The sequence below is a fragment of the Kitasatospora sp. NPDC041988 genome (assembly GCF_055588525.1).
Map to the genome: position 1 here is coordinate 35,339 of NZ_JBVJCO010000054.1, position 20,456 is coordinate 55,794.

At 72.0% G+C, this 20,456-nt stretch carries 25 protein-coding genes; 11 read left to right on the plus strand and 14 right to left on the minus strand.

Annotated elements, in window-relative coordinates; genetic code table 11:
- The first annotated feature begins 318 nt into the window (after window positions 1-318).
- On the plus strand, window positions 319-702 hold the full coding sequence (locus ACZ6NC_RS35885; protein WP_465738096.1) for a carboxymuconolactone decarboxylase family protein: 384 nt from the start codon (window positions 319-321) through the stop codon (window positions 700-702).
- A gap of 28 nt (window positions 703-730) precedes the next feature.
- Here ACZ6NC_RS35885 and ACZ6NC_RS35890 read toward each other — a convergent pair whose 3' ends face one another.
- Both ACZ6NC_RS35890 and ACZ6NC_RS35895 read right to left on the minus strand, forming a co-directional pair.
- Complete coding sequence (locus tag ACZ6NC_RS35890) at window positions 731-925, minus strand: hypothetical protein (protein WP_465738065.1); 195 nt, start codon at window positions 923-925, stop codon at window positions 731-733.
- Window positions 926-1,038: 113 nt separating this feature from the next.
- Window positions 1,039-1,731, minus strand: coding sequence for a hypothetical protein (locus ACZ6NC_RS35895; protein WP_465738066.1), 693 nt, complete (start codon window positions 1,729-1,731; stop codon window positions 1,039-1,041).
- Between the two features lie 298 nt (window positions 1,732-2,029).
- On the opposite strand from ACZ6NC_RS35895, the gene ACZ6NC_RS35900 reads away from it, so the two are divergent.
- On the plus strand, window positions 2,030-2,890 hold the full coding sequence (locus ACZ6NC_RS35900; protein WP_465738067.1) for a hypothetical protein: 861 nt from the start codon (window positions 2,030-2,032) through the stop codon (window positions 2,888-2,890).
- Window positions 2,891-2,947: 57 nt separating this feature from the next.
- Here ACZ6NC_RS35900 and ACZ6NC_RS35905 read toward each other — a convergent pair whose 3' ends face one another.
- The gene (locus ACZ6NC_RS35905) at window positions 2,948-3,148 is read right to left on the minus strand and encodes a DUF397 domain-containing protein (RefSeq protein ID WP_465738068.1); all 201 of its coding nucleotides are present in this window, start codon (window positions 3,146-3,148) and stop codon (window positions 2,948-2,950) included.
- 10 nt (window positions 3,149-3,158) lie between these two features.
- A complete protein-coding gene (locus ACZ6NC_RS35910) occupies window positions 3,159-4,046 on the minus strand; it encodes a helix-turn-helix domain-containing protein (protein WP_465738069.1) in 888 nt (295 codons plus the stop codon).
- A 251-nt stretch (window positions 4,047-4,297) separates the two neighbouring features.
- Between ACZ6NC_RS35910 and ACZ6NC_RS35915 the strand changes: the two genes are divergently transcribed.
- Genes ACZ6NC_RS35915 through ACZ6NC_RS35930 form a run of 4 tightly spaced genes read left to right on the plus strand, consistent with a single transcriptional unit; the run spans window position 4,298 to window position 5,515 of the window.
- Complete coding sequence (locus tag ACZ6NC_RS35915; protein WP_465738070.1) at window positions 4,298-4,663, plus strand: ATP-binding protein; 366 nt, start codon at window positions 4,298-4,300, stop codon at window positions 4,661-4,663.
- A gap of 37 nt (window positions 4,664-4,700) precedes the next feature.
- The gene (locus tag ACZ6NC_RS35920) at window positions 4,701-4,940 is read left to right on the plus strand and encodes a hypothetical protein (protein WP_465738071.1); all 240 of its coding nucleotides are present in this window, start codon (window positions 4,701-4,703) and stop codon (window positions 4,938-4,940) included.
- On the plus strand, window positions 4,937-5,086 hold the full coding sequence (locus tag ACZ6NC_RS35925; protein WP_465738072.1) for a hypothetical protein: 150 nt from the start codon (window positions 4,937-4,939) through the stop codon (window positions 5,084-5,086). Before ACZ6NC_RS35920 ends, ACZ6NC_RS35925 begins: the two co-directional genes overlap by 4 nt.
- Window positions 5,087-5,122: 36 nt before the next feature.
- Window positions 5,123-5,515, plus strand: coding sequence for a hypothetical protein (locus tag ACZ6NC_RS35930; RefSeq protein ID WP_465738073.1), 393 nt, complete (start codon window positions 5,123-5,125; stop codon window positions 5,513-5,515).
- A 106-nt stretch (window positions 5,516-5,621) separates the two neighbouring features.
- Here ACZ6NC_RS35930 and ACZ6NC_RS35935 read toward each other — a convergent pair whose 3' ends face one another.
- Together ACZ6NC_RS35935 and ACZ6NC_RS35940 are read right to left on the minus strand one after the other, a co-directional pair.
- Window positions 5,622-6,212, minus strand: coding sequence for a hypothetical protein (locus tag ACZ6NC_RS35935; RefSeq protein ID WP_465738074.1), 591 nt, complete (start codon window positions 6,210-6,212; stop codon window positions 5,622-5,624).
- A 115-nt stretch (window positions 6,213-6,327) separates the two neighbouring features.
- Window positions 6,328-6,756, minus strand: coding sequence for a hypothetical protein (locus ACZ6NC_RS35940; protein WP_465738075.1), 429 nt, complete (start codon window positions 6,754-6,756; stop codon window positions 6,328-6,330).
- Between the two features lie 882 nt (window positions 6,757-7,638).
- Here ACZ6NC_RS35940 and ACZ6NC_RS35945 point away from each other — a divergent pair.
- Entirely contained in the window at window positions 7,639-8,796 is a 1,158-nt protein-coding gene (locus ACZ6NC_RS35945) for a serine hydrolase domain-containing protein (protein ID WP_465738076.1), read from the plus strand.
- Window positions 8,797-8,967: 171 nt separating this feature from the next.
- Here ACZ6NC_RS35945 and ACZ6NC_RS35950 read toward each other — a convergent pair whose 3' ends face one another.
- From ACZ6NC_RS35950 to ACZ6NC_RS35960, 3 genes are all read right to left on the minus strand, one after another.
- Window positions 8,968-9,801 (minus strand): hypothetical protein, encoded by an 834-nt coding sequence (locus tag ACZ6NC_RS35950; RefSeq protein ID WP_465738077.1) that lies wholly within the window; start codon window positions 9,799-9,801, stop codon window positions 8,968-8,970.
- Window positions 9,802-10,014: 213 nt separating this feature from the next.
- Window positions 10,015-10,560 carry a hypothetical protein gene (locus ACZ6NC_RS35955; protein WP_465738078.1) on the minus strand — a complete coding sequence of 182 codons (546 nt, stop codon included), beginning with the start codon at window positions 10,558-10,560 and terminating at the stop codon, window positions 10,015-10,017.
- 169 nt (window positions 10,561-10,729) lie between these two features.
- Window positions 10,730-11,971, minus strand: a complete 1,242-nt coding sequence (locus ACZ6NC_RS35960) for a glycosyltransferase (RefSeq protein WP_465738079.1) — start codon at window positions 11,969-11,971, stop codon at window positions 10,730-10,732.
- 244 nt (window positions 11,972-12,215) lie between these two features.
- Between ACZ6NC_RS35960 and ACZ6NC_RS35965 the strand changes: the two genes are divergently transcribed.
- Window positions 12,216-13,133 (plus strand): DUF6891 domain-containing protein, encoded by a 918-nt coding sequence (locus ACZ6NC_RS35965; RefSeq protein WP_465738080.1) that lies wholly within the window; start codon window positions 12,216-12,218, stop codon window positions 13,131-13,133.
- A gap of 33 nt (window positions 13,134-13,166) precedes the next feature.
- Here ACZ6NC_RS35965 and ACZ6NC_RS35970 read toward each other — a convergent pair whose 3' ends face one another.
- Window positions 13,167-13,367, minus strand: a complete 201-nt coding sequence (locus ACZ6NC_RS35970; protein WP_465574627.1) for a DUF6011 domain-containing protein — start codon at window positions 13,365-13,367, stop codon at window positions 13,167-13,169.
- Between the two features lie 42 nt (window positions 13,368-13,409).
- Between ACZ6NC_RS35970 and ACZ6NC_RS35975 the strand changes: the two genes are divergently transcribed.
- Window positions 13,410-14,183, plus strand: coding sequence for a TetR/AcrR family transcriptional regulator (locus ACZ6NC_RS35975; protein ID WP_465738081.1), 774 nt, complete (start codon window positions 13,410-13,412; stop codon window positions 14,181-14,183).
- A gap of 244 nt (window positions 14,184-14,427) precedes the next feature.
- Here ACZ6NC_RS35975 and ACZ6NC_RS35980 read toward each other — a convergent pair whose 3' ends face one another.
- On the minus strand, window positions 14,428-14,766 hold the full coding sequence (locus ACZ6NC_RS35980) for a winged helix-turn-helix transcriptional regulator (protein WP_465738082.1): 339 nt from the start codon (window positions 14,764-14,766) through the stop codon (window positions 14,428-14,430).
- Between the two features lie 254 nt (window positions 14,767-15,020).
- Here ACZ6NC_RS35980 and ACZ6NC_RS35985 point away from each other — a divergent pair, with 254 nt between their 5' ends.
- Together ACZ6NC_RS35985 and rarD are read left to right on the plus strand one after the other, a co-directional pair.
- A complete protein-coding gene (locus ACZ6NC_RS35985) occupies window positions 15,021-15,875 on the plus strand; it encodes an SDR family oxidoreductase (RefSeq protein ID WP_465738083.1) in 855 nt (284 codons plus the stop codon).
- A 113-nt stretch (window positions 15,876-15,988) separates the two neighbouring features.
- The gene (rarD, locus tag ACZ6NC_RS35990) at window positions 15,989-16,993 is read left to right on the plus strand and encodes an EamA family transporter RarD (protein ID WP_465738084.1); all 1,005 of its coding nucleotides are present in this window, start codon (window positions 15,989-15,991) and stop codon (window positions 16,991-16,993) included.
- 146 nt (window positions 16,994-17,139) lie between these two features.
- Here rarD and ACZ6NC_RS35995 read toward each other — a convergent pair whose 3' ends face one another.
- From ACZ6NC_RS35995 to ACZ6NC_RS36005, 3 genes are all read right to left on the minus strand, one after another.
- Window positions 17,140-18,078 (minus strand): ABC transporter permease, encoded by a 939-nt coding sequence (locus tag ACZ6NC_RS35995; RefSeq protein WP_465738085.1) that lies wholly within the window; start codon window positions 18,076-18,078, stop codon window positions 17,140-17,142.
- Window positions 18,065-19,084, minus strand: coding sequence for an ABC transporter ATP-binding protein (locus tag ACZ6NC_RS36000; protein ID WP_465738086.1), 1,020 nt, complete (start codon window positions 19,082-19,084; stop codon window positions 18,065-18,067). Before ACZ6NC_RS36000 ends, ACZ6NC_RS35995 begins: the two co-directional genes overlap by 14 nt.
- 75 nt (window positions 19,085-19,159) lie before the next feature.
- Window positions 19,160-20,422: a LolA family protein gene (locus tag ACZ6NC_RS36005; protein ID WP_465738087.1), complete on the minus strand. Its 1,263-nt coding sequence runs from the start codon at window positions 20,420-20,422 to the stop codon at window positions 19,160-19,162.
- Between the last annotated feature and the right edge of the window lie 34 nt (window positions 20,423-20,456).

Consider the following 20,456-nt stretch of genomic DNA (forward strand, 5'->3'; position numbering starts at 1 on the left):
AGGCCCTCTCGTCGGCAAATACCCCGTACGCAGTACACTATACACAGTACGGAGAATTGCGCCAGGGGGATGCGCAGGGCTGTGTGCGGGGCTCCGTGTGGGCGCTGCGGCGGTGCTTGCCCTAGAGCGGACTCCAACTCCTACTGTCCTTGGTGTGGCCGGCGGAGACGCGAATCCCGCGGCCGGAGTGCAGGATCACCCGCAACGAACAGCTGCCGTTCCGGCGGCGGAAACGGACCACTCATGAAGAACGCCGCTGCTGCTGCCCCCGCCGTCCCCGCCCCCGCCGCAACCCGCCAGGAGCGTTTCGACCACGGCATGGAGGTCCTGACCCGCGTCGACGGGGAGGGCGGGCAGAAGGTCGTCGACGCACTGGCGGACATCTCGCCGGAGCTGGGCCACCAGGTCGTCGCCTGGGCCTTCGGTGACATCTACGACCGGCCCGGCCTGGCCCCCCGTGACCGGCAGCTGGTCACGCTCGGCATGCTCACCGCTCTCGGCGGCTGCGAACCGCAGCTGGACGTGCACATCAACGCGGCCCTCAACGTCGGCCTCGGCCCCGAGGAGATCGTCGAGGCGCTGCTGCACTCGGCCGTCTACTGCGGCATGCCCCGCGCCCTCAACGCCACGTTCGTCGCCAAGAAGGTCTTCGGCGAGCGCGGCCTGCTGCCCGTGGGCGCGCCGGCGCCGGCCCAGGACTGAGCAGGGCGGGCCCCGCCGCGACGCGGCGTCAGCAGTCGCTGTCGCCCGCGTTGCGGCGGCGGGATGACTTCGCCACGGCCTTGAAGGCGACGAGGAGCCCATCGCGGACGACCCCCGCGAACAGCGCGGCGACCCGCAGCCGGTAGCTGCGGGCGTACCGGGCCCGGATGGAGCGGACTGCCCCTGCGTTCTGGCGGGGCGACGGGTGGCGGGACTCGTTCATGAGGGGGACGGTACCCCGGGGGTCCGGCCCGATGCCTCGCCGGGCCGCCGTCGCGGCCGGTACGGGTGCCGGGCCGGCGGAAGCCCGGCTCCGACACCCGCACCCTGCACCCGCTACTTCCAGGAGATGGCGCCCTTGCCGAGGGTGTAGGGGGAGCCCCAGTACTCGGCGCCCGTGACCTTGGTGGCCGTCGGGGCGAGGGCGACCGCGCAGCCCTGGGCGGTCTGGCCGTTGGTGAAGCCCTTCGGGAGTGAGGAGCTCGGGCACTTGGCGAAGCCGCCGATGATCATCAGCTCCTGGGCCTCGCTGCCGTCCGGCAGGAGGCCCTTGATGTGGTCCACGCTGGTGAAGGACAGGTCGGTGGTCCCGGCGTTGGTGATCGTGTAGTGGACGTAGTACGGGACGAGGCCCTTCGCCTTGTCGCCGAGCTTGAGCGAGTCCAGGTCGGCCGGGTCGCCCGTCTCGATCGAGCTGACGGCGAGTGCGATGACGCCCTTGGTGCTGCCGGAGGTGAACTGCACCTGGGCGGGCTGGCCGATCTTGAAGGTCTGCCCCGGGGTGGCGTCCGCGCCGCCGCCGGCCGCGGGCGCGGGCGCGCTGGCGGGGGCGCTGGCCGGAGCGCTGCTGGACGGGCTCGCGGCGGCCGGGGTGGTCGGCGCGGCGGCGGGCGTGGTCGGGGCGGCCGCCGGGGTCGTCGGGGCGGCGGCCGGGGGCGGAGTGCGCGTGGCCGTGTCCGACGAGTTGTCGTCATTGCAAGCGGTGAGGGTCAGCGCGCCTACTGCCGCGAGGCTGACGAGTGCCAGCATGCTTCTACCAGCGCGGATGCTGCTCATGTGAGGTTCCCCCGTGTCCCGGACCGTCAGGCGGCGGTCCTGCTCTCATGTTGATAGCGCGGCGGAGGGGGAGGCCGCCACGGCTTTGGCGAGCTTTTGACTCGGACGTGACGTGACCGCGTCGGGGTTGTTGAGGAGCCGGTGCGGCCGCCGGAGTTTGCCGGGGCCGCGTAGGCGCGGACCTGCGGGCGAGTCTCGGGCCCGTTGCGAGGGCGTCTCGGAGGCATCTCGCGCCGGGGTTCGGCGGGAGGCCGTGGCTACGGTGGTGGCCATGAGCGCGGGGGATAACTCGGTCCGGTCCGGGATACGGCGGGTGTTGCTGACGTTGCTTGGCCTGGTCGTGGCGGCGGCGGTGATCGTCGTCGCAGTGTTTGCCTGGGCTCTCTACGATCTGAACACCGTTCCCAAGGCGCCGGACGCGGCGGGACTGGCCCGCGCCGCCGACACGCGTGAGGCCCACGACCGGGCGGTGGCGCTCGCCGACGACCACACGGCGCGGCTGAAGGCGGCGACGCCCTGGGCGGAGGTCCTGGACAGCTCGGTCGCCGACCGCTGTCATGCGGAGGCCCGCAGCGAGACCTTCAGCAGCAAGCCGGCCTGGTCACCGGTGGTGTGCCGGAGGACGACGGTGCTGTACGCGGCGTTCGACGGCGAGATCGAGCAGCGGCTCGCCGACCTGGACGGGGCGGTGGGAGGGCTCGGTTGGAAGCCGCGCCCGGACCGCAAGAGCCTGGTGCAGCAACTGCGGTACATGCACAGCCCGGGCTCGGACGCCACGGCGGCGCAGACAGTGGAGGCACTGGCCCGGCCGAACTCGGTCAGCGTCGACCACGTGCTCGCCGACGGGCGTAAGGGGATCAGGCTGACGGTCGCGGTCGCGGACGGCAGGGGCCTTCCGATGGTGGACGGGAGCTGGGATGACAGGCCGTCCCTGAGCGGCGCAGACGCGAAGCCGTATCTGGATCGGGAGTCCGAGCGGGTCGTGTATTTCGACTGGCGGAGGGCGGACGCCGAAGGGATCAAGACGAAGGCTTATGCGGGCCACCGGTATCTGATGGCGATCGGCGTGAGTCAGATCTACGCCACCGGCTGCCCGGGAGCCACGTGCGACCAGCCCTACCCGGCCTTGTGACCAGGGGAGAGAGGGGGCGATGGCTGCCGAAGCGGCGGCCATCGCCCGGCTCGTCGATCAGACGAGGTGGTCGAACTCGCCGGCCTTGGCCCCGAGGATGAAGGCGCGGAGCTTGGCCGCGGTGGTGGTGAGGACGACGTCCGGGTCGTCGGATTCGCGGAGGTGGCGGAGGCGGTCAGTTCCGTGGGCGAGTTCCAGACAGTGGCTGCCGTCGTCCGTGTCGCTGAACGACGACTTTTGCCAGCGGAGTTCGGACATCGTGAGCCTTTCAGTTCTGCAGTAGATAGAGAAGGTGTTGGATCAACCCCCAGGAGTCTCGTGAATCATCCTTCACAGACCTCTCGGCCTTGATAGCAGGTAGTGCAATCTCGCTCAACTGCTCGAACCGCTCGCGATAGCTGGCGATGGAAGTCTGATCGACCAGGTACTCAGCACGTGTGGGCCCGTCCAGGATGACCGTGGCGAGGGCAGCACAGCCAGGATCGCAGAGCAGAAACGAGTTGGCGCGCGGCGGCTTCTTCGTAACTGTGAACGGCAAGACCTGGATCGTGATGTTGGGTAGCTCTGCCATGTCGAGCAGGTGGTTCAGCTGTGCCCGCATGACGGCTTCGCCATGGAAGTGCATGCGCAAGGCTGCTTCGTGGATGACGAATCGGAACTGCCGCTTTCGTTCGTCGTTGAGGATCCGTTGCCGCTCCGCGCGGAAGCGCACCGTGGCCTCGACGTCCTCTCGCTGCGCCGGATACGCATCCTCGAACATCGCTGCGGTGTACTCAGGCAGCTGCAAGTAGCCAGGGATGTAGAAGGTTTCATAGTTGCCCAGAGCGGCTGCCCGGGCCTCAGTCTCGGCAAGGTCGAGGGCTCGCGGGGTGACCTGCCCCTTGAAGGCGGTCCACCAGCCCTTGCCGTCACTTGCGCCGAGATCATGCAGCTCAGCGATGTATTCGGCGTCTGTGCAGCCGTAGTTGGCGATCAGAGTGGCGGCCCGAATGGGGTCCAAGCCGGTCCGACTTGCCTCAATGTGGCTGAGCTGAGGGGCTCCCATGTCAATCAGGGCGCCAGCATCCTTGACCGTGAAGCCGGCCTCTTCGCGCAGGCGCCTCAGCTCAACGCCGAACCGACGCTGCCGTTCGCTGATTTCGGTCCTGAGTGCCAAGGGTTTTCCTTCCGTGTCGTGCGCAGTCTCTCCCCGCGAGACGGTCAGGCGCCACCCACAAGGGTGATGCTGCCTTCATCATCGACGAACGGGTTGCAGGCCTGAAATTCGATGCCCTACTCTCAGTGTTGCACCGATCACACGACGGAGCGTCAGTAATGCCTGTCTGGGCGCCGCAGAGCAGCCATGTGCGGCCTGGCTCACGGTCACGTCTCCGCCTCGAACTCCCTCTCCTCTTCCGGAGGTTCTTCGTGCGTGCCTTCAACCCTCCCGACTGGTCCGCCGCCCGCGACGAGCTGCGGGACGTCCTCGACTCCTCCGGCTGGCCGGACGACGTCATCCGCGACGCCGAACTCGCCCTCCACGAGCTCTTCGTCAATGCGTGGAAGCACGCCGGCAGTCAGGCGCCCCTCGTGGTGGTCGTCCTCCTGAACCGGACCGTCCGTGTCTCGGTCAGCGACGACAGCCCCGATCTCCCCGAACAGCGAACCTCCGCCGACCCCTACGAGCTCTCCGGCCGAGGGCTCCATCTGGTCCGCTCGCTCACCCACCGCTTCGGGGCCGATCCCCGCAAGCGTGGCAAGAGCGTCTGGTTCGAGCTGGACGCCGCCGCGTGAGCCCCAACTCCTTCATCGGCGACCAGCGAGGTGGACCGTGGGAGTCGTGATCCCGCTCGTCACCAGCTCCACCCATGTCGAGCGAACGACCGTCCCCTACCTCGCCGTTGAGGCTGTTCCCGACGCCATCGTGCAGCTCCGCCTGGCCGTCGACCTGGACGTCCATGCCGGCCCCGGCGAGCAGCTCGCCTTCCCCCTCACCCGCGACCAGGCCCACGAGCTCCTCCACAGCCTCGCCGCCCACCTCGGTCACCGCGTCATCGGGATCCGCCGATGAGGCCGGGCACCGCCGACTTCCTCGTCGGTGCCGCCTTTGCCGTCCTGTTCGCACTCGCGCTCGCCACCGTCGTCCTCGGCGTCATCACCGCTCTCAAGGTTGCAAAGCCCGAGGACGACGTGCCCGCCCGGCGCACACCGAACTGATCGCCCCCTGCCACCCCTCCCCTGAAGGGCACATCCATGCCCGAAGTGCTGCCGCAGCCTCCGCTCGCCAACGCGCTCGCCGCCGCCCACTACGCCGTCGCAGCCGCCTTCAACGCGCACACCGTCACGGCATGCACCCCGACCGTCCCCGACGACTTCGACTGGCCGCAGCTCGAAGCGTTCATCCACCAACTCGGCTACGAGGCAGACGAGTCCGACGCGGCCCTCAACCTCTACCGCCTGCTCACCGCCGTCCAACGGATCGCGTTCCGCGAGGGTGCCGGCCGCAACACCACCTGGCACCCCGCCCGCCTCAACCCCAGACCTGGGGCCGGCCCCAGAGCCAGACCCGCGGCCTCGGGCCCGGAGCAGGAAGTCGGCCCCCCCGACTTCCCACTCCGCGACCGCCACCGCCGCCCTTCTGCATGACCTCAGGGCGCGAGGGAGCAAAGGAAGCGGGGCGGATGCGGAACGGCAGGCTGCGCCCGACCAGCCACAACGGCAACGAGGCCTCAGCCCAGGGGCTGACGCTTCGTCACAACCCGTGCTGTTGCCGCGCTAGCATCACTGCGATGACGGCCGCGGCGACGACCACGGTGAGGATCGTGATGAGGAGGCCGAGCACCATTGGCGTGATCCGGTCCCGGAGCTGCTTCTGCGGCCGGATCCGAACAGCCTCGCTCGTGCTCAGTTCCCACCAGTTGACGACGCGCTGGAAGTCGACCTCGAAGTCGGCGTCGGGGTACATGTCGCTGTTCTGAAGCCCGGGGAGCGAGCGGCGCCGCCCGCTCGCGAGGAACATCCGGGCCGCGCGCGAGTCGCCGCTCTCGCTCTTGGTCTCCCGCACGTCGATCCACTGGACCTCGTGCCACGGGTAGGTGCGGCCGCGCCCGAGGCCCCAGCAGATGGTTATTCCGGCGGGACCGACCGAGGACCAGCTCCGGAACGTGAGGCAGCCGAGGGGTATCAGGAGCAGAATCGTCCCGCCGATCAGCCAAGCGCCGGCCGTGGGACCCATCTTGACGACGGCCAAGGAGCCTTCGAGACCGAAGATGACGAGCGTCATCAGGAGGTGCGACCAGGACGGACGGTACCGGTCCTTGGCCCGGAAGATCAGTTCGTTCACTCCGCGCACACTACGCCGTGGGCTGTCGCGCCGGGACGGTGGGGATGCGTACCGGCTGAGCCCCAACAGACCTGCGGGGCAACGCTCCAGTGCTCGCAGCGAGGCCGGCCGCCGACTACTGCATGACCTCAAGATGCGAGTGGTCGAAGGACGTCGGGCTTCCAGTCGGGGCGACGGACAGGTCCGACTGGTAGCAGGCAGGGTCGCCGCCCTCGGGGCGGCCGGACGTCTCGCCCCACTGCCCGAGCCGGGACCGCAGCTCCCGGTCCAGCTCCAGCGGCGCCGGGTACTCGGTGACCACCTCGGGGTGGAGCACGCACGGCTCCGGGACCGTCCCGCCGTGGCTCTCCACGTCGGCCGGCTCGGGAGGGTCGGTCAGCACGGCCCGGACATCGGTGGGGGACCGCCACGCCAGGTGCACGACCGGCATGTCCTCCCCGTGGCCGTCGGGCGGGCACCACAGCACCTGGAGCAGGTCGGCACCGTCCGGGCAGGGCAGCCCCGGTACGTCCCGTGCGTACAGCTGGGCCACGGGCAGCATCACGTTCGGCTCCGTGCTCCAGGGGTGGCCCTCCCCGGCGCGGTCGAGCGCCGCCTGCTCCTCCGGCGTCAGGAAGTCGACTCCCGGGTGCCGCGGTCGCTTTCCTCGCCTCGCCCAGGATGCGCCGTTCCAGTCGGACGTCGCTCAGCGACACCGGCAGCCCGGGGTCGTCCTCGTGCTCCTGTTCGCACACCGGCCACGGCTCGTCCGCCAGCCAGAGCAGCGGCCCGCCGACGGAGCTGTCGCGCACCGTCGGCTCGCCGCGGCGCGGGCGCAGTCGGACGGTCTTGCGGGCCAGCGGTTTCAACTCCGGGAACACGGAGGCGATGTCCGCGGGACGAGGCGGTGTGGTGCGTGCCATTGGGGGTCCTTTGGCGGCCGTGGGATCGAGTCGGCGAGGACCCTATCCGTCGGCACGGACACCCGCCGGTCGATGAAGCCCAAGCGGTCAGGCTGATGTGGATGGATCGTTGGGGCCGGGAACGTGGCGACGACGCCCTGGCGTCGCAGCAGGTGGCGGATCGCCTTGCTGGAGTAGGCCTTGCCGCCCGGGACCCGGCCCGGTGTCGTGCGCGGGCGGCCCGTGACGGCGCGCGGGATGCGGCCGCCGGAATCTGAACCGACGCCCACCAGCACCCGGCGGGCCGTCCCCGACCTGAGACCTACCCATCCAGGGGGAGAAGCCACGGTAGGGATCGGGTGCGGACGGTACCTGGGACGGAGGACTGATTCCGGAGCGAACTGACAGGGTGTCAGGCAGTGGGGCGGACGCCGACAGGGCGCCGCCTGTTCGGAAGGGCGAGGCACATGACGGGGAACAGCGGAACTCGGCCGGACCGCGGCACGCCGGGAACGCGCCGGCGCCGCCGGCGGCTCCGGGTGGCCGTGACGGCGCTCGTGGGCGCGGGCCTGCTGGCCACCGCGGCACCGGCGGCGACGGCGCAGGGCACCCTGGCCGACGTCGGCCCTGGCCCGACGGTCGGGAGCAGCGCCCCCCGGGTGGATTGGGGTTCCCTGGACGCCGCGGTGGCCGCGATGGTGAAGCAGGGCGGCGCCTCGGCCGCGCTGGGCGCCGTCCGGGAGGGCGCCCACCCGACCTGGAAGGGCACGGCCGGCACCTCCGACGTCGCCACCGGCGCGCCGGTCGACGAGAACGGCCGCTTCCGCATCGGCAGCGTCACCAAGGTCTTCGTGTCCGCGGTGGTCCTCCAGCTCGTCGGTGAGCACCGGCTGGGCCTGGACGATCCGATCGAGCGCTTCCTGCCCGGCGAGGTGCCGAACGGCGCCGCCGTCACGGTGCGCCAGCTGCTCAACCACACCAGCGGTCTGCCCAACCACACCAATGACCCGGCGTTCGACTTCACCAAGCCGGACTGGGCGGAACACGGCCGGTGGAAGGACTACCGGGCCCAGGACCTGGTCGACATCGCCAACAGGTTCCCGCCGCTCGCCGCTCCCGGCACCGCCTGGCACTACTCCAACACCAACTACGTCCTGGCGGGGATGATCATCAAGAAGGTGACCGGGCACACCTGGAACGAGGAGGTGGACCGCAGGATCGTCCGCCCGCTCGGCCTGACCCACACCTCCATGCCCGTCAGCTCGCCGTTCATCCCAGGCCCGCACGCCCACGGCTACCTCCAGCTGCCCACCGGGCCGGCCGACGTCACCCTGGAGAACCCTTCTTGGGCCGGCCCGGCCGGGAGTGGCATCTCTACCGCCGCCGACCTCAACCGGTTCATCGCCGCGCTGCTGGGCGGCAAGCTGCTCCGCCCTGCCGAACTCGCCGAGATGCAGCGGACCACCGGCCTGGGCGACGGCAAGGACTACGGTCTCGGCCTCCGGCGGTACGACACGCCGTGCGGGCTGTACTGGGGCCTCACCGGCGGCATCCCCGGCTACAGCACCGGCATGTTCGGCGCGGCGGACGGGCAGCGCCAGTTCGCCATGTCGGTGAACTTCTACGACCCCTCCGACCCGGCATCCAGCGGAAAGGCGTGGCAGGACCTCGTCGACGCCGGGACCTGCACCGGCCGGGGGTGAGCAAAGGCCGTTGTGGACGGTGGTGCGATCACCGGCAGGTGAGCGACGGGATCACGCACCAGGAGCGGAGCAGGTACCAGGGTGCACCGGAGTGATCCGGCATACCCCGCCCCCATGGCGGAGTGGGAAGTCGGATCCGCCGACTTCCCGCTCCGCTTCGATCCGTTCGGCTCAGTCCTTGCAGACCACGTTCACGCGCACTTCCGGATGGTCCGCCGATTCGTTCACGGCCTGGGCCAGCCAGCCATTGCCCCAGGGAGTGGACTCGTAGATCGAGGTTCCGACGGCAATCGCGCCTCCGCCGGTCACCGTGCCGGACGGGCAGTACTTCAGGTCCTGGGCGGTCCCGTGGAAGAGCGGGAGCTTCGTGCCGGTGCCCCAGTAGTGGTGATGGGGCGACAACGAGCAGACCACGAAGGCCTCCAGGTAGTGGGTCATCCCGCTCGCGTTGTCGATGGAGTAGGCCCAGCGGTCGTTCAGGTCGTTCCCGGTGGCGAAGGACCCCTCGACGCTGAGGACGCCGAGGTCGACGCGCCCGCCGCCTCCGGTGGCGTACTGGCCGGGCGGGCACAGTGCCTGGAGGCCGCCCTGGCCCCGCGCCGGAACCGCGACCGGCCCGTTGAACACCTGGGTGTGCGGCGCCCTGGAACAGATCGCCGATGCCCACAGCGTCGCGTCGACGTCCGATTCGCCGTCCACGGTGACGACCCAGGTCGGGCCGCTGGCGTAGGAGCTGATCAGCGGCAGTGCGTTGTAGTAGGGAGAGACCTTCGGCCCTCCTCCGGTCGGTGTCTGGCCGGGCGGGCAGGTCACCCTCGCCTCGTAGAGCACGTGGACGTTGCTCCGGGGCACGGCCACCGGATCACCGATGACCTGTGTGAGCACCTCGGCCTGTACGGCGGCCGGGCTTTCCACCGGGGCACCGCCCTCCCGGGCGACGGCCGGCGGCGCTGCGAGGGAGAGGATCAGCGCGATCAGCAGGACGAGGGCTCGCGTCTTTCTCAACGTTCCCTCCAGGGGGCCGGATACGAGCAGGGGACGCCTCCGGTATCCCCGCCGCTCCTGTTTCCGGTCGACCTGTGCGATCCCCCTCACCCGGATGATTCGAACAGATCACCCCATCGCCCGGGTTCGGCCGTGGTGGCGGTGCCGGGGAGGATGCGGCCGCGTCCTCCGGCGTTCAGTCCCGTTGTCGGCGCTCATTTCCGCTGCCGGTGCTCACTCCGCTGCCGGTGCCGCCGCTTCGGCGCGGCGGCGCCAGGCGTAGGCGACGGTGAGCGCCGCCACGAGCGGGCCCCAGAGCAGCAGCGGCGCGTAGCAGACGTCCATCACCAGGCCGGCGGTGCCCCGGGGAAAGTCAGGGTTGTCCAGGGGGCCGCCCGGGACGAGCGTGACCGCGGCGCAGAGCGCCGTCACGGCCACGGCTCCGAGCCCGGCGGGGACGATCGCCGCCGCCGGGGGGATGCGCCGGCCGCCCAGCCCCGGAACCCAGACCGGCACCCGCTCGCCCCACGGCCGGACCAGGCCCAGCGTCAGACAGGCCGCCGCCTGCGACGCGACCGACAGCACCACCACGTAGACCGTGATCGCCGGGCCGGTGTACAGCTCGCCGAGCCTGCCGGTGAAACCGACGTCGGCCCCGAAGCCCAACGCCAGCCGCCACACGCACGAGGGAACCGTGCACAGCACGGTCGCCCACGCCGTCCACACGGCCCAGCGGGGCGCGGCGGCTGCGGTCGTGCTCGACAGGTGGTGGCGGTCCATCGTGAACTCCTGCTGCGGGAAAGGGTTTACCGACCCCTTGACGATCGCGCAGCGGGCCGCCGGATCCATCGTCTGCACCGGCGGACCGCCTCCCCCCGCCGAGGGAGTGCCTGGCCGGGGTGCGCCCCCGGAGGAGGAGACGGAACCCTGACCCTCCGGTCCGCGTCATTCACGCGGACACGGTCAGCTCCTCACGACTGATCGCGTCGAGCAGCAGCTTCGCGGCCACCGTCGCCCCGTCGTCGCCGAACGTGCCGGCCACGGCGGTTGCCCGTTCGCGGGTCTCGGGGGCCAGGGCCGTCCTGAGCGCGGCCGACAGGGACTCGACGGTCGGCACCGGACCGTCGTGTGCCGCGCCGATGCCCAGGCCGGCCACCCGGCCGGCCCAGTACGGCTGGTGCGCCCCCTGGGGGACCACCACCTGAGGGGCTCCGGCCCGGGTGGCCGTCGTCGTGGTGCCCGCGCTGCCGTGGTGCACGACGGCGGTCACCCGGCGGAACAGGGCCTGGTGGTTGACCTCGCCGACGGCGAAGCAGTCGTCCTGGTCGTCGATCAGGTCCAGGCCGGCCCAGCCGCGGGAGACGACCGCGCGGCGGCCCTGTGCTCGGATCGCCTCGATGGCCACCCGGGCGACGTCCTTCGGATCGCCCATCGGCATGCTGCCGAAGCCCGCGTACACCGGCGGGGTGCCGGCGTCCAGGAACGCCACCAGCTCGTCCGGGAGCGGGCGTTCGTCGGGCCGGCTCCACGCGCCGGTCTGTACGACAGCGAGGCCGGGCGTCTCCTGCCACGGGTCCAGGACCGGCTCGGTCGCCAGCCACGGCCGGTTGGTGAAGGCGTAGTCGCGGACGTTGTCCACCGGGGGCAGGCCGATCGACGCCCGCTGGGTGTTGAGCATCTCGCCGAACATCGAGTTCGCGATCTCGGCGTCCAGGTCCCACAGTGCCTGGTTGTCGGTCGCGCCCGGGGGCAGCGGCCGGCCCCGCCGCGCGGGCGGCATGCGGTGCGGGGACGGCAGGCTGACCTGCTGGTGGCTCACGTGCACGTAGCGGATGCCCAGCTTCTCGGCCACCGACCGCACGGCGGTCGTGACCGGCAACGGGCCGGTCGCCAGCAACACGTCACAACCCTCGGCCGCCGCGCCCACCATGTCGAACTGTGCGGCCATCAACTCGGCCGCGCGCTCTGCGAGTCCCACCGCCGACCCCGGCGTCACCGTGGTCACCAGCTGACGCACCGGCGCTCCGGTCGGCACCATCTCCACTCCGGCCTGCGCCAGCAGCTCCGCGAACTCCTCGTCCGGCGGCGCGCACACTCGCACCTCCGCGCCGCGTTCCCGCAACCGCACCGCGAGCCCCACCATCGGCTCGACGCTTCCGCGCGACCCGTACGCCGACAACAGCACTCGCATGTGGTGACTCCCATTTCCGCAGGTTCTGGCTCAGGTCGGCGATTCTGCTGCACGACAGGGGTCTTGCCGCAAGGCCCCCGGTGCGCTATACGTTGAGAGTGGAACGGAGCCGGTAATCCCCTTTCCCCTCACCGCTTCTGCTGCACCGTCCACTGATGGTCCGCCGGATGCTTCCGATCGCAGGGTGGCCCCGGGCAGTGGCCCCCGGACGTCGTTTGTCAGGCGGGTGTGCCAGAGTCAGCGTGTGCTTGAGATCGTGGTTGAAACGGAGAACTGGGAGCGGCATGTCCGCCTGTCGGCCGAGGAGTTGGCCGGTCTGGTCCGCCGGCTCGGCGGCGACGGCGACCGGTTCCTGGTGATCCAGCGGGTTCCCGACCTGCCCGACGTCTTCGCCCAGGTCTGGCACGAATCCGGCGGGGAGTACACGCTGGAGTACCGCGACGGCTCCTCCGACCGGCACTTCCGGACGCTGGCCGACGGTCCCGAGGTCGTGGTCGCGGCGCTGACCGGCTGGGCCCGGCAGGAGGCCGGTTGGGATTCCGGCCCGGTCTGGTCGCTGCTCGACATGGGCCCCACGCGCGAGGTGCCGGCGCTCGACCTGCCCGAGGACGACCGCAAGCAGTTGGAGAAGCGCGTCCGCGAGGTGCTGGTCGGCGGCTACGCCTCCCGCGCCGAATTGGCCGAACTCGCCGAGGACTACCTGGTCACCAAGGACCGCCGGCCCGTCTCGCGCGAGCAGGCGCAGGTGCTGGCCGACCGGCTGTGGCTGGAACGCGTCGCGGAGCAGGCGCAATGGCAGGGCGAGACCGACCCGGAGCGGCTCACCCGCGCGTTCGCGGCCCTGCAGGAGGCCGGCATCACCGCCCGCGAGAACTTCACCTGCTGCCGCAGCTGCGGCCAGTCCGAGATTGGCGGCGCAGGCGGGCCGGACGCCCGCGGCTTCGTCTACTTCCACACCCAGTGCACGGACTCCGCCGCGGCCGGTCACGGCCTGATGCTGCTCTACGGCGGCTTCGACGGCTCGTCCGTGACCACCGCGGCCATCGGCCACGAGGTGGTGGCCGCCCTCGAAGCAGCCGGCTTCCGCACCGAGTGGGACGGCGATCCGGGCCAGGCCGTCACCGTCACCCCCCTGGACTGGCGCCGCCGCCTGGTCGGCTAGGGCTCCCGCGCGCACAGCCTTCCGCAGCAGGGTTCAGGGGCCGTCCAGCCCCGGCAGCGTGTCCTGCTCGACCTCGTGGCGGGCGACGCGCTCCGCTGGGTCCCGGCACTCCGGGCCGAGGCGCAGCATCCGGGACTCGGGGTCGTGCAGCGGCCGGTGGCAGCGGCGGCAGGTGACCCGGGGGCGGAGGACCTCCGGGGCGTCGGTGCCGGGGAGGGGGTCGGGGGCGGTCATGGGCTAGACGGTAGCCGGGCGCGGGCGTGAAAGGATCGGCTCATGGCGAGTGAGCGCAGCAGCGCAGGAGATCCGGCGCGCACGCTGGCACTGCTCTGGGGTGTGTCGGCGGAGGAGAAGCCGGGCCGGCGCGGGCCCCGGCAGGCGAAGTCGCCGGCGGAGATCGCCGCGACGGCGATCGCGCTGGCCGACGCGGAGGGGGTGGACGCCGTCACGATGCGGCGGGTCGCCCAGGAGCTGGGCGTCTCCCCGATGGCGCTCTACACCTACGTGCCGGGCAAGGCCGAGCTGCTGGACCTGATGCTGGACACCGTCTACGCGACCATGCCGCGCACCGCCCCCGCCGACGAGGGCTGGCGGGCCCGGGTCACCGCCGTGGCCGACGACAACCGTGCGCTCCACCGGGCGCACCCCTGGGTGGCGGGGGTCTCCACCAGCCGCCCGCCGCTGGGGCCGGGGGTGATGGCCAAGTATGAGTACGAGCTGCGCGCCCTGGAGGGGACAGGGCTGCCGGACGTGGAGCTGGATGCGGCCCTCACCCACCTGCTGGGCTTCGTGCAGACCTGCGCCCGGATGGCCGTCGACGAGCGTGCCGCCGAGCAGGACAGCGCGATGAGCGATGCCCAGTGGTGGGCCGCCAACGCCGAGCTGCTGGCCCGCGTCCTCGACCCCGAACGGTTCCCGGTCGCCGCCCGCGTCGGCTCCGCGGCCGGCGAGGCCCACGGCGGCGCGTACAGCCCGGACCACGCGTACGCGTTCGGGCTCGCCCGGGTACTGGACGGGTTCGCGGCGCTGATCGCGGCGCGGGAAGAATAAGTAGACCGGCCTACCTACTTTCTCCTCCGTGCGAGGGCTTGGCGCGGCATGAATCTGTAGACCGAGCGGTATATGTTGACCGGTCTATATAGGTAGACCGGTCTGCATAAAACGGCCCGCGAGCCTCGGCGCGTGGCTGCCCGCGCTGCCCGTACCCGCCCGCGCGGCCTGCCGCCCGTACCCGCCCGTACCCGCCCGTACTCGCCCGTACTCGCCCGCATCCGCCCGTACCCGCGCGCCCGGCTCAGCGGGGCGGGCGCGCGTCGTACTCCTCGCGGGCGGCCCGGACGCCGCACATCCGCTCCTCGACCCAGTGCGCGAGCGCGGAGACGTGCTCGGCCGCCTCCAGCCCGAGGGGGGTCAGGCTGTAGTCGACCCGGGGCGGGATCACCGGGTGGGCCTCGCGCAGGATGAAGCCGTCACGCTCCAGCGTCTGGAGTGTCTGCGCGAGCATCTTCTCGCTCACGCCCGACACCCGGCGGCGCAGCTCGCTGAAGCGGTAGCCACGCTCGCGCAGGGCGACCAGCACGAGCACGCCCCAGCGGCTGGTCACGTGCTCCAGCACGCCACGCGACGGGCACATGCGGTCGTAGATGTCGGGTGCCCTGTCGAGGAACGACGAGGTCGAGGGGGCCGACGAGTTCGAGGGAGCCGACGGGGTCGAGGGGGCCGACGAGTTCGAGGAGGCCGACGGAGTCTCTGCCATTACCTTCATGTCAGTACCCTACTTACAAGTGCGTACTATCCAGAAGTTAGTGCCCTCCCTAGGGTGAGTTATCGAAGCCGACGCGCGGCGAGGACCCCCGGCGCGCGGTGAGAAACCCCAGGGAGCAGCACATGTACGTCGTCACCGGTGCCACCGGACAGCTCGGCCGGCTGGTCGTGGAGGGGCTGCTGGCCGCCGTCCCTGCGGGCGAGATCGCGGTCGTCGTCCGCTCCGCCGAGAAGGCCGCCGCCTGGGCCGCGCGGGGCGTGCGGGTGCACGAGGCCGACTACGGCCGGCCCGAGACGCTCGCCGGGGTGTTCGCGGCCGGCGACCGGGTGCTGCTGATCTCCGGGAACCAGTTCGGCAGCCGGGTGGCGCAGCACCGTGCGGTGATCGGCGCGGCGAAGGCGGCCGGGGCCGGCCTGCTGGCGTACACGAGCGTGCTGGGCGGCCCGGCGGCGACGTTCCGGATCGCCGAGGAGCACATCGCCACCGAGGCGGCGGTGCGGGAGTCCGGCCTGCCCTTCGCGCTGCTGCGCAACGGCTGGTACACCGAGAACTACACCGCGAGCGCGGCCGCGAGCCTGGAGCGCGGGGAGGTCTTCGGCAGCGGCGGGGACGGACGGGTGGCCACCGCCCCGCGCCAGGACTACGCCGACGCGGCGGTCGCCGTGCTCACCGGCGAGGGGCACGAGGGCGGCGTGTACGAGTTGAGCGGCGACGCCGACTGGAGCATGGGCGAGTACGCGGCGGAGCTTTCCGCGGCCTCGGGCCGGCCGGTGGTGTACCGCGAGGTCGAGCCGGCCGAGCAGGTCGAGCGACTGGTGGCGGCGGGTCTGCCGGAGGCGTTCGCGGAGGTCTTCGTGGACACGGACGCGGCCATCGCCCGCGGCGAACTCGGCCTGCGCACCGGCGACCTGGCCCGGCTGATCGGCCGTCCGACCGTCCCGCTGGCGGAGAGCGTGCGCGCCGCGCTCACCGCCTGAGGGCTCCCGGTCCATCCGCTGTCATGACCAAAAAGCGGGTACGGAGATGACAGCCTGCCCCCGTGCCCGCTACCGTCGGCTCGACACTCGTGCGCGCGGAGGGCAGGCCGTCAATGCCAGAGACAACCCAGCAGGAGGCCGGCCGAGGGCTCTGGTTCGGCGTGGCCGCGTACGGGATCTGGGGGCTGTTCCCGCTGTTCTGGCCGCTGCTGGAGCCGGGCGCGGCCGACGACATCCTCGCCAACCGGATGGTCTGGTCGCTGGTCGCCGTCGCGCTGCTGCTGCTCGTCCAGCGGCACTGGGGCTGGATACGCCCGCTGCTGCGCCAGCCGCGCCGGCTCGCCATGCTGGGCGCGGCCGCCGCCGTGATCTCGGTCAACTGGGGCGTCTACATCTGGGGCGTCAACGCCGGGCACGTCGTCGAGACCAGCCTCGGCTACTTCATCAACCCGCTGGTCACCATCGGGTTCGGCGTGCTGGTGCTGAAGGAGCGGCTGCGGACGGTGCAGTGGGCGGCCGTCGGGATCGGCGCCCTCGCGGTGGTGGTGCTGACCGTCGGGTACGGTCGGCTGCCGTGGATCGCGCTGACCCTGGCGTTCTCCTTCGCCACCTACGGGCTGCTGAAGAAGAAGGTCGGGCTGAGCGGGCTGGAGAGCCTGGCGGCCGAGAGCGCCTTCATGTTTCCCTTCGCCCTCGGCTACCTCGTCTACCTGGAGTTCAGCGGCCGTGGCACCTTCGGGCACACGGTGGCCGGCTCGTACGGCTGGGGGCACTCGGGGCTGCTGATGCTCAGTGGGGTGATCACCGCGATCCCGCTGCTCTGCTTCGGCGCGGCGGCCGTCCGGGTCCCGCTCACCGTGCTCGGGCTGCTGCAGTACCTGGCGCCGGTGTTCCAGTTCCTGATCGGCATCGCGGTGTTCCACGAGTCCATGCCGCCCGCCCGCTGGGCCGGCTTCGCCCTGGTCTGGGTGGCGCTGGTACTGCTCACCTGGGACGCGCTGCGCCGGGTGCGGGCCGACCGGGTGGAGCGGGCCGCCGCCCTGGCTCGGGCGGCCGCCGCCACCACGGCCGGACCGGGCACGGCCGAACCCGCCACCGCCCCGGCGGCCGCCCGCTGAACCCGGCGGCCATACGCTGAACCGGTGGGTCGCCGCTGAACCGGCAGCTGAACGCCGACGACGGCCGTCACCCGCCGAGCGGTCCGTCACCCACTGCCGACGACTCCCCGGCCGCCCCAGAAGCGGACGCCGGCCGGGGACGGCCGTCAGGCCGTGATGTCCCGGCTCGTGAAGCGGGACCACGCGGCCGAGCCGAAGACCGCGACGTACGCGCCCTGCACCCCGAGGTTCGTCAGCACGCCGTCCCAGTACATCGGTTCGCGCAGCAGGTCCCCGAAGCTCAGCCAGCGGTGGGTGAAGAGGAACGGCTGGATCGCGTGCAGCTGCGGGAAGCTGTCCAGGATCTGGACGGTGATCACCAGGCCGACGGTGGCGGCCATCGCCGCGATGCCGCTGCCGGTGAGCGTCGAGATGAAGAGCCCGATCGCGACCAGTCCGCCCAGCGAGGCGGCCACCACGAGGGCGACCAGCACCGCCCGCAGCAGCGCCGAGCCGAGGCCGATGGTCTCCCCGGAGATCAGCGTGACGTCGTCGAGCGGGAACAGCGCCGCGCCGGTGGCCAGCGCGGCCACGGCGACGGCTGTCGTCGCGGCGAGGCAGAACACCAGCCCGGCGGTGAACTTGGCGGCGAGCAGCCTGGTCCGCCCGGCCGGTGCGACCAGCAGGTAGCGCAGTGTGCCGCCGGCCGCCTCGCCGGCCACCGAGTCCCCGGCGACCACGCCGACCGTCATCGGCAGGAAGACCGGCAGCGCCACCGCGAGTGAGGTGAAGACCAGGAACAGGCCGTTCTGGGTCACCTGTGCGATGAACGCCGGGCCCTCACCGCCGCGCGGGCCGTCCGTCTCGATCTTGATGACCACGCCGATCAGGACCGGCAGCACCGCCAGGATGCCCAGCAGCACCATGGTCCGCACCCGGCGGAAGGTCAGCAGCAGCTCGCTGCGGAACAGCGCCAGGAACCCGGCCGCCGTCTGCGGCCGGCGCCCGGTCACCGGGACACCCGAGACCACGGCACCGTCCACTGCGGCACCGTCCACTGCGGCACCGCCCGCCACGGCGCCGTCCGCCACCTCAGCCCGCGACATCGAAGCCCTCCCCGGTCAGCGCCACGAAGGCGTCCTCCAACGTGCCCCGCTCCACACCGAAGCCGTGCACCCGCACCCCGGCCGCGACCAGCGCCGCGCAGATCCCGGGCAGGACGTCGTCGGCCGGCGCGTCCAGCCCGCCGCCCACCCGGTCCTCGCCCTTCTGCAGGTCGGCGACCTGGTGCGCGGCCAGCACCTCGGCGGCCTGGGCCACGTCCGGCGTGCGGACGACGAGCCGGCCCTGGGCCCGGGCGGCCAGTTCGGCGACGGTGCCCTGCACCACCAGCCGGCCGCGCGACATCACCGCGGCATGGGTGCAGACCTGTTCGATCTCGTCCAGCAGGTGTGAGGAGAGGAAGACCGTCGTGCCCTCGGCCGCGACCTCTCGGACCAGCGCCCGGATCTCCCGCATGCCCTGCGGGTCGAGGCCGTTGGTCGGCTCGTCCAGCACCAGCAGCTCGCGCGGCTGGAGCAGGGCCGAGGCAAGGCCGAGCCGCTGCTTCATGCCCAGTGAGTAGGCCCGGGCCTTCTTGCCCGCGGCGGCCGTCAGGCCGACCCGCTCCAGCGCCTCGGCGACCCGCTGCTTGCGGGTGCGCGGGTCGGCGGTCGGATCGGCCGCGTCGAACCGGGCCAGGTTGTCCCGGCCGGAGAGGAAGCCGTACAGCGCCGGGCCCTCGATCAGCGCGCCGACCCGGGGCAGCACCGTGCCGACGGACTGCGGCATCGGCTCGCCGAGCACGGTGGCGACGCCCGCGGTGGGCGCGATCAGGCCCATCAGCATCCGGATGGTGGTGGTCTTGCCGGAGCCGTTGGGGCCGAGGAAGCCGAAGACCGAGCCCCGGGGGACGGTCAGGTCCAGCCCGTCCACGGCGAGCTGGCCGCCGCGGAACCGCTTGGTGAGCCCCCGGGTTCTGATCACATCGTCGGTCGGAGAGCCGGGAGCGCCAGGGGAGCCAGCAGAGGCAGAGCCGGCAGAGGGAGAACCGGGGGAGGCGGGAACGGCCACGGGGGCCGGGCGCACAGCGGCGCCCCGGCCCCCGGCCGGCTCCGTAACGTCCCCCGTTACAGGAGCCTGGGTCACTTACTTCACCCCGGCCGCACTCTGCAGCACCGGCAGCGTCACCGCGCCCGCGAAGACCCGGCCGTCGTCGGTGACCAGCACGTTCAGGACCTTGGTGCTGATCAGCGAGCCGCCCTTGACCGGCTTGCCGAGCGACTTCGCCAGCGCCAGCGGGTTCTGCAGCTGGGCCGGGGCACCCTTGCCGTGCTTGCCGTGCCCGCCCTCGGCCGGGACGTCGACGTCACCGGTGGGCAGCTTGGCGCTCAGCACCGCCGTCCAGCCCTCGCCGACCACGTTCAGGCCGTCGGCGGCCTTCTGCGCCTCCTCCGCGGACGGCGCCCCGGCCGCGTCGCCCGCCTTCTGCTCCGTCACCTTGGCGCCCTTGGGCACCGCGAACTCGAAGGTCTTGGCGGCCGGCTTGGCGAACGACACCTCGGTGAAGTGGATGTCGAACACCTTGCCGCCGTCGGTGCCCTTGACCACCACCGCGAGCGGCACACCGTTCTCGGCGGCCACCGCGATCCGGACCTCGCCGATGGTCGAGCCGGACTGGGTGGGCTTCACGCTGAGCTGGTACGCCTTCTGCCCGGCGACGGTCGCCGTGCCGTCCACGGTGACGGCCGTGGTGCCCGTGCTCGCGGTGAGGAACTGGCGGGCGGCCTCCTGCGGGGTGGCCGGCACCTCGGTCAGCGGCGCCTTGCCGGGGTGGCCGCCACCGGGGTGGCCGTCGGGGCGGGAGCCCTGCGGGGCCGTCAGGTGGACGGCCTCGTTGCTGGAGCTGTCCCAGGCCCAGACCTGGTCGCCGTTGTGGACCAGCTCGTACCCGGCCAGCTGCTCGATCAGGCCGATCCGCTGGCGGTCCGGGCCGTCCACCGCGACCCGCAGGGTGTGCTCGCCGCCGAGCAGCTGCGTCAGCTTGGCCTCCGGCGAGGCCGCGGACGGCTTGGTGGCACCGGTGCCGCCCGAGCCGACCCCGCCGCCGGCCGGGATCCCGGCACCGGCCCCGAGCAGCTGGCTCGGCACCCCGAGGTCGGCGGAGACCGAGACCGTGCCCGAGAGCGTCTGCGCCTGCGAGCCGAGGGCCTTCGCCACCACCTGCTCCGCCGACAGCGTCGGCAGGTCCGGCGGGGAGTCGGCCGCGAGTGCCGGCACCAGGCCGACGCCCGCGGCGATCACCGCCGCCACCGCCACCGGAACCGCCACCCGCACCGCCGTGCGCCGCCCCGCCCGGTACGGCACCGCGGCGCCGTCCTGGGTCCGCTCAGTCGCCGTGTCGTCCGTCATAGCGTCCTACCCCTCCGTAACCGTGACCGACTGC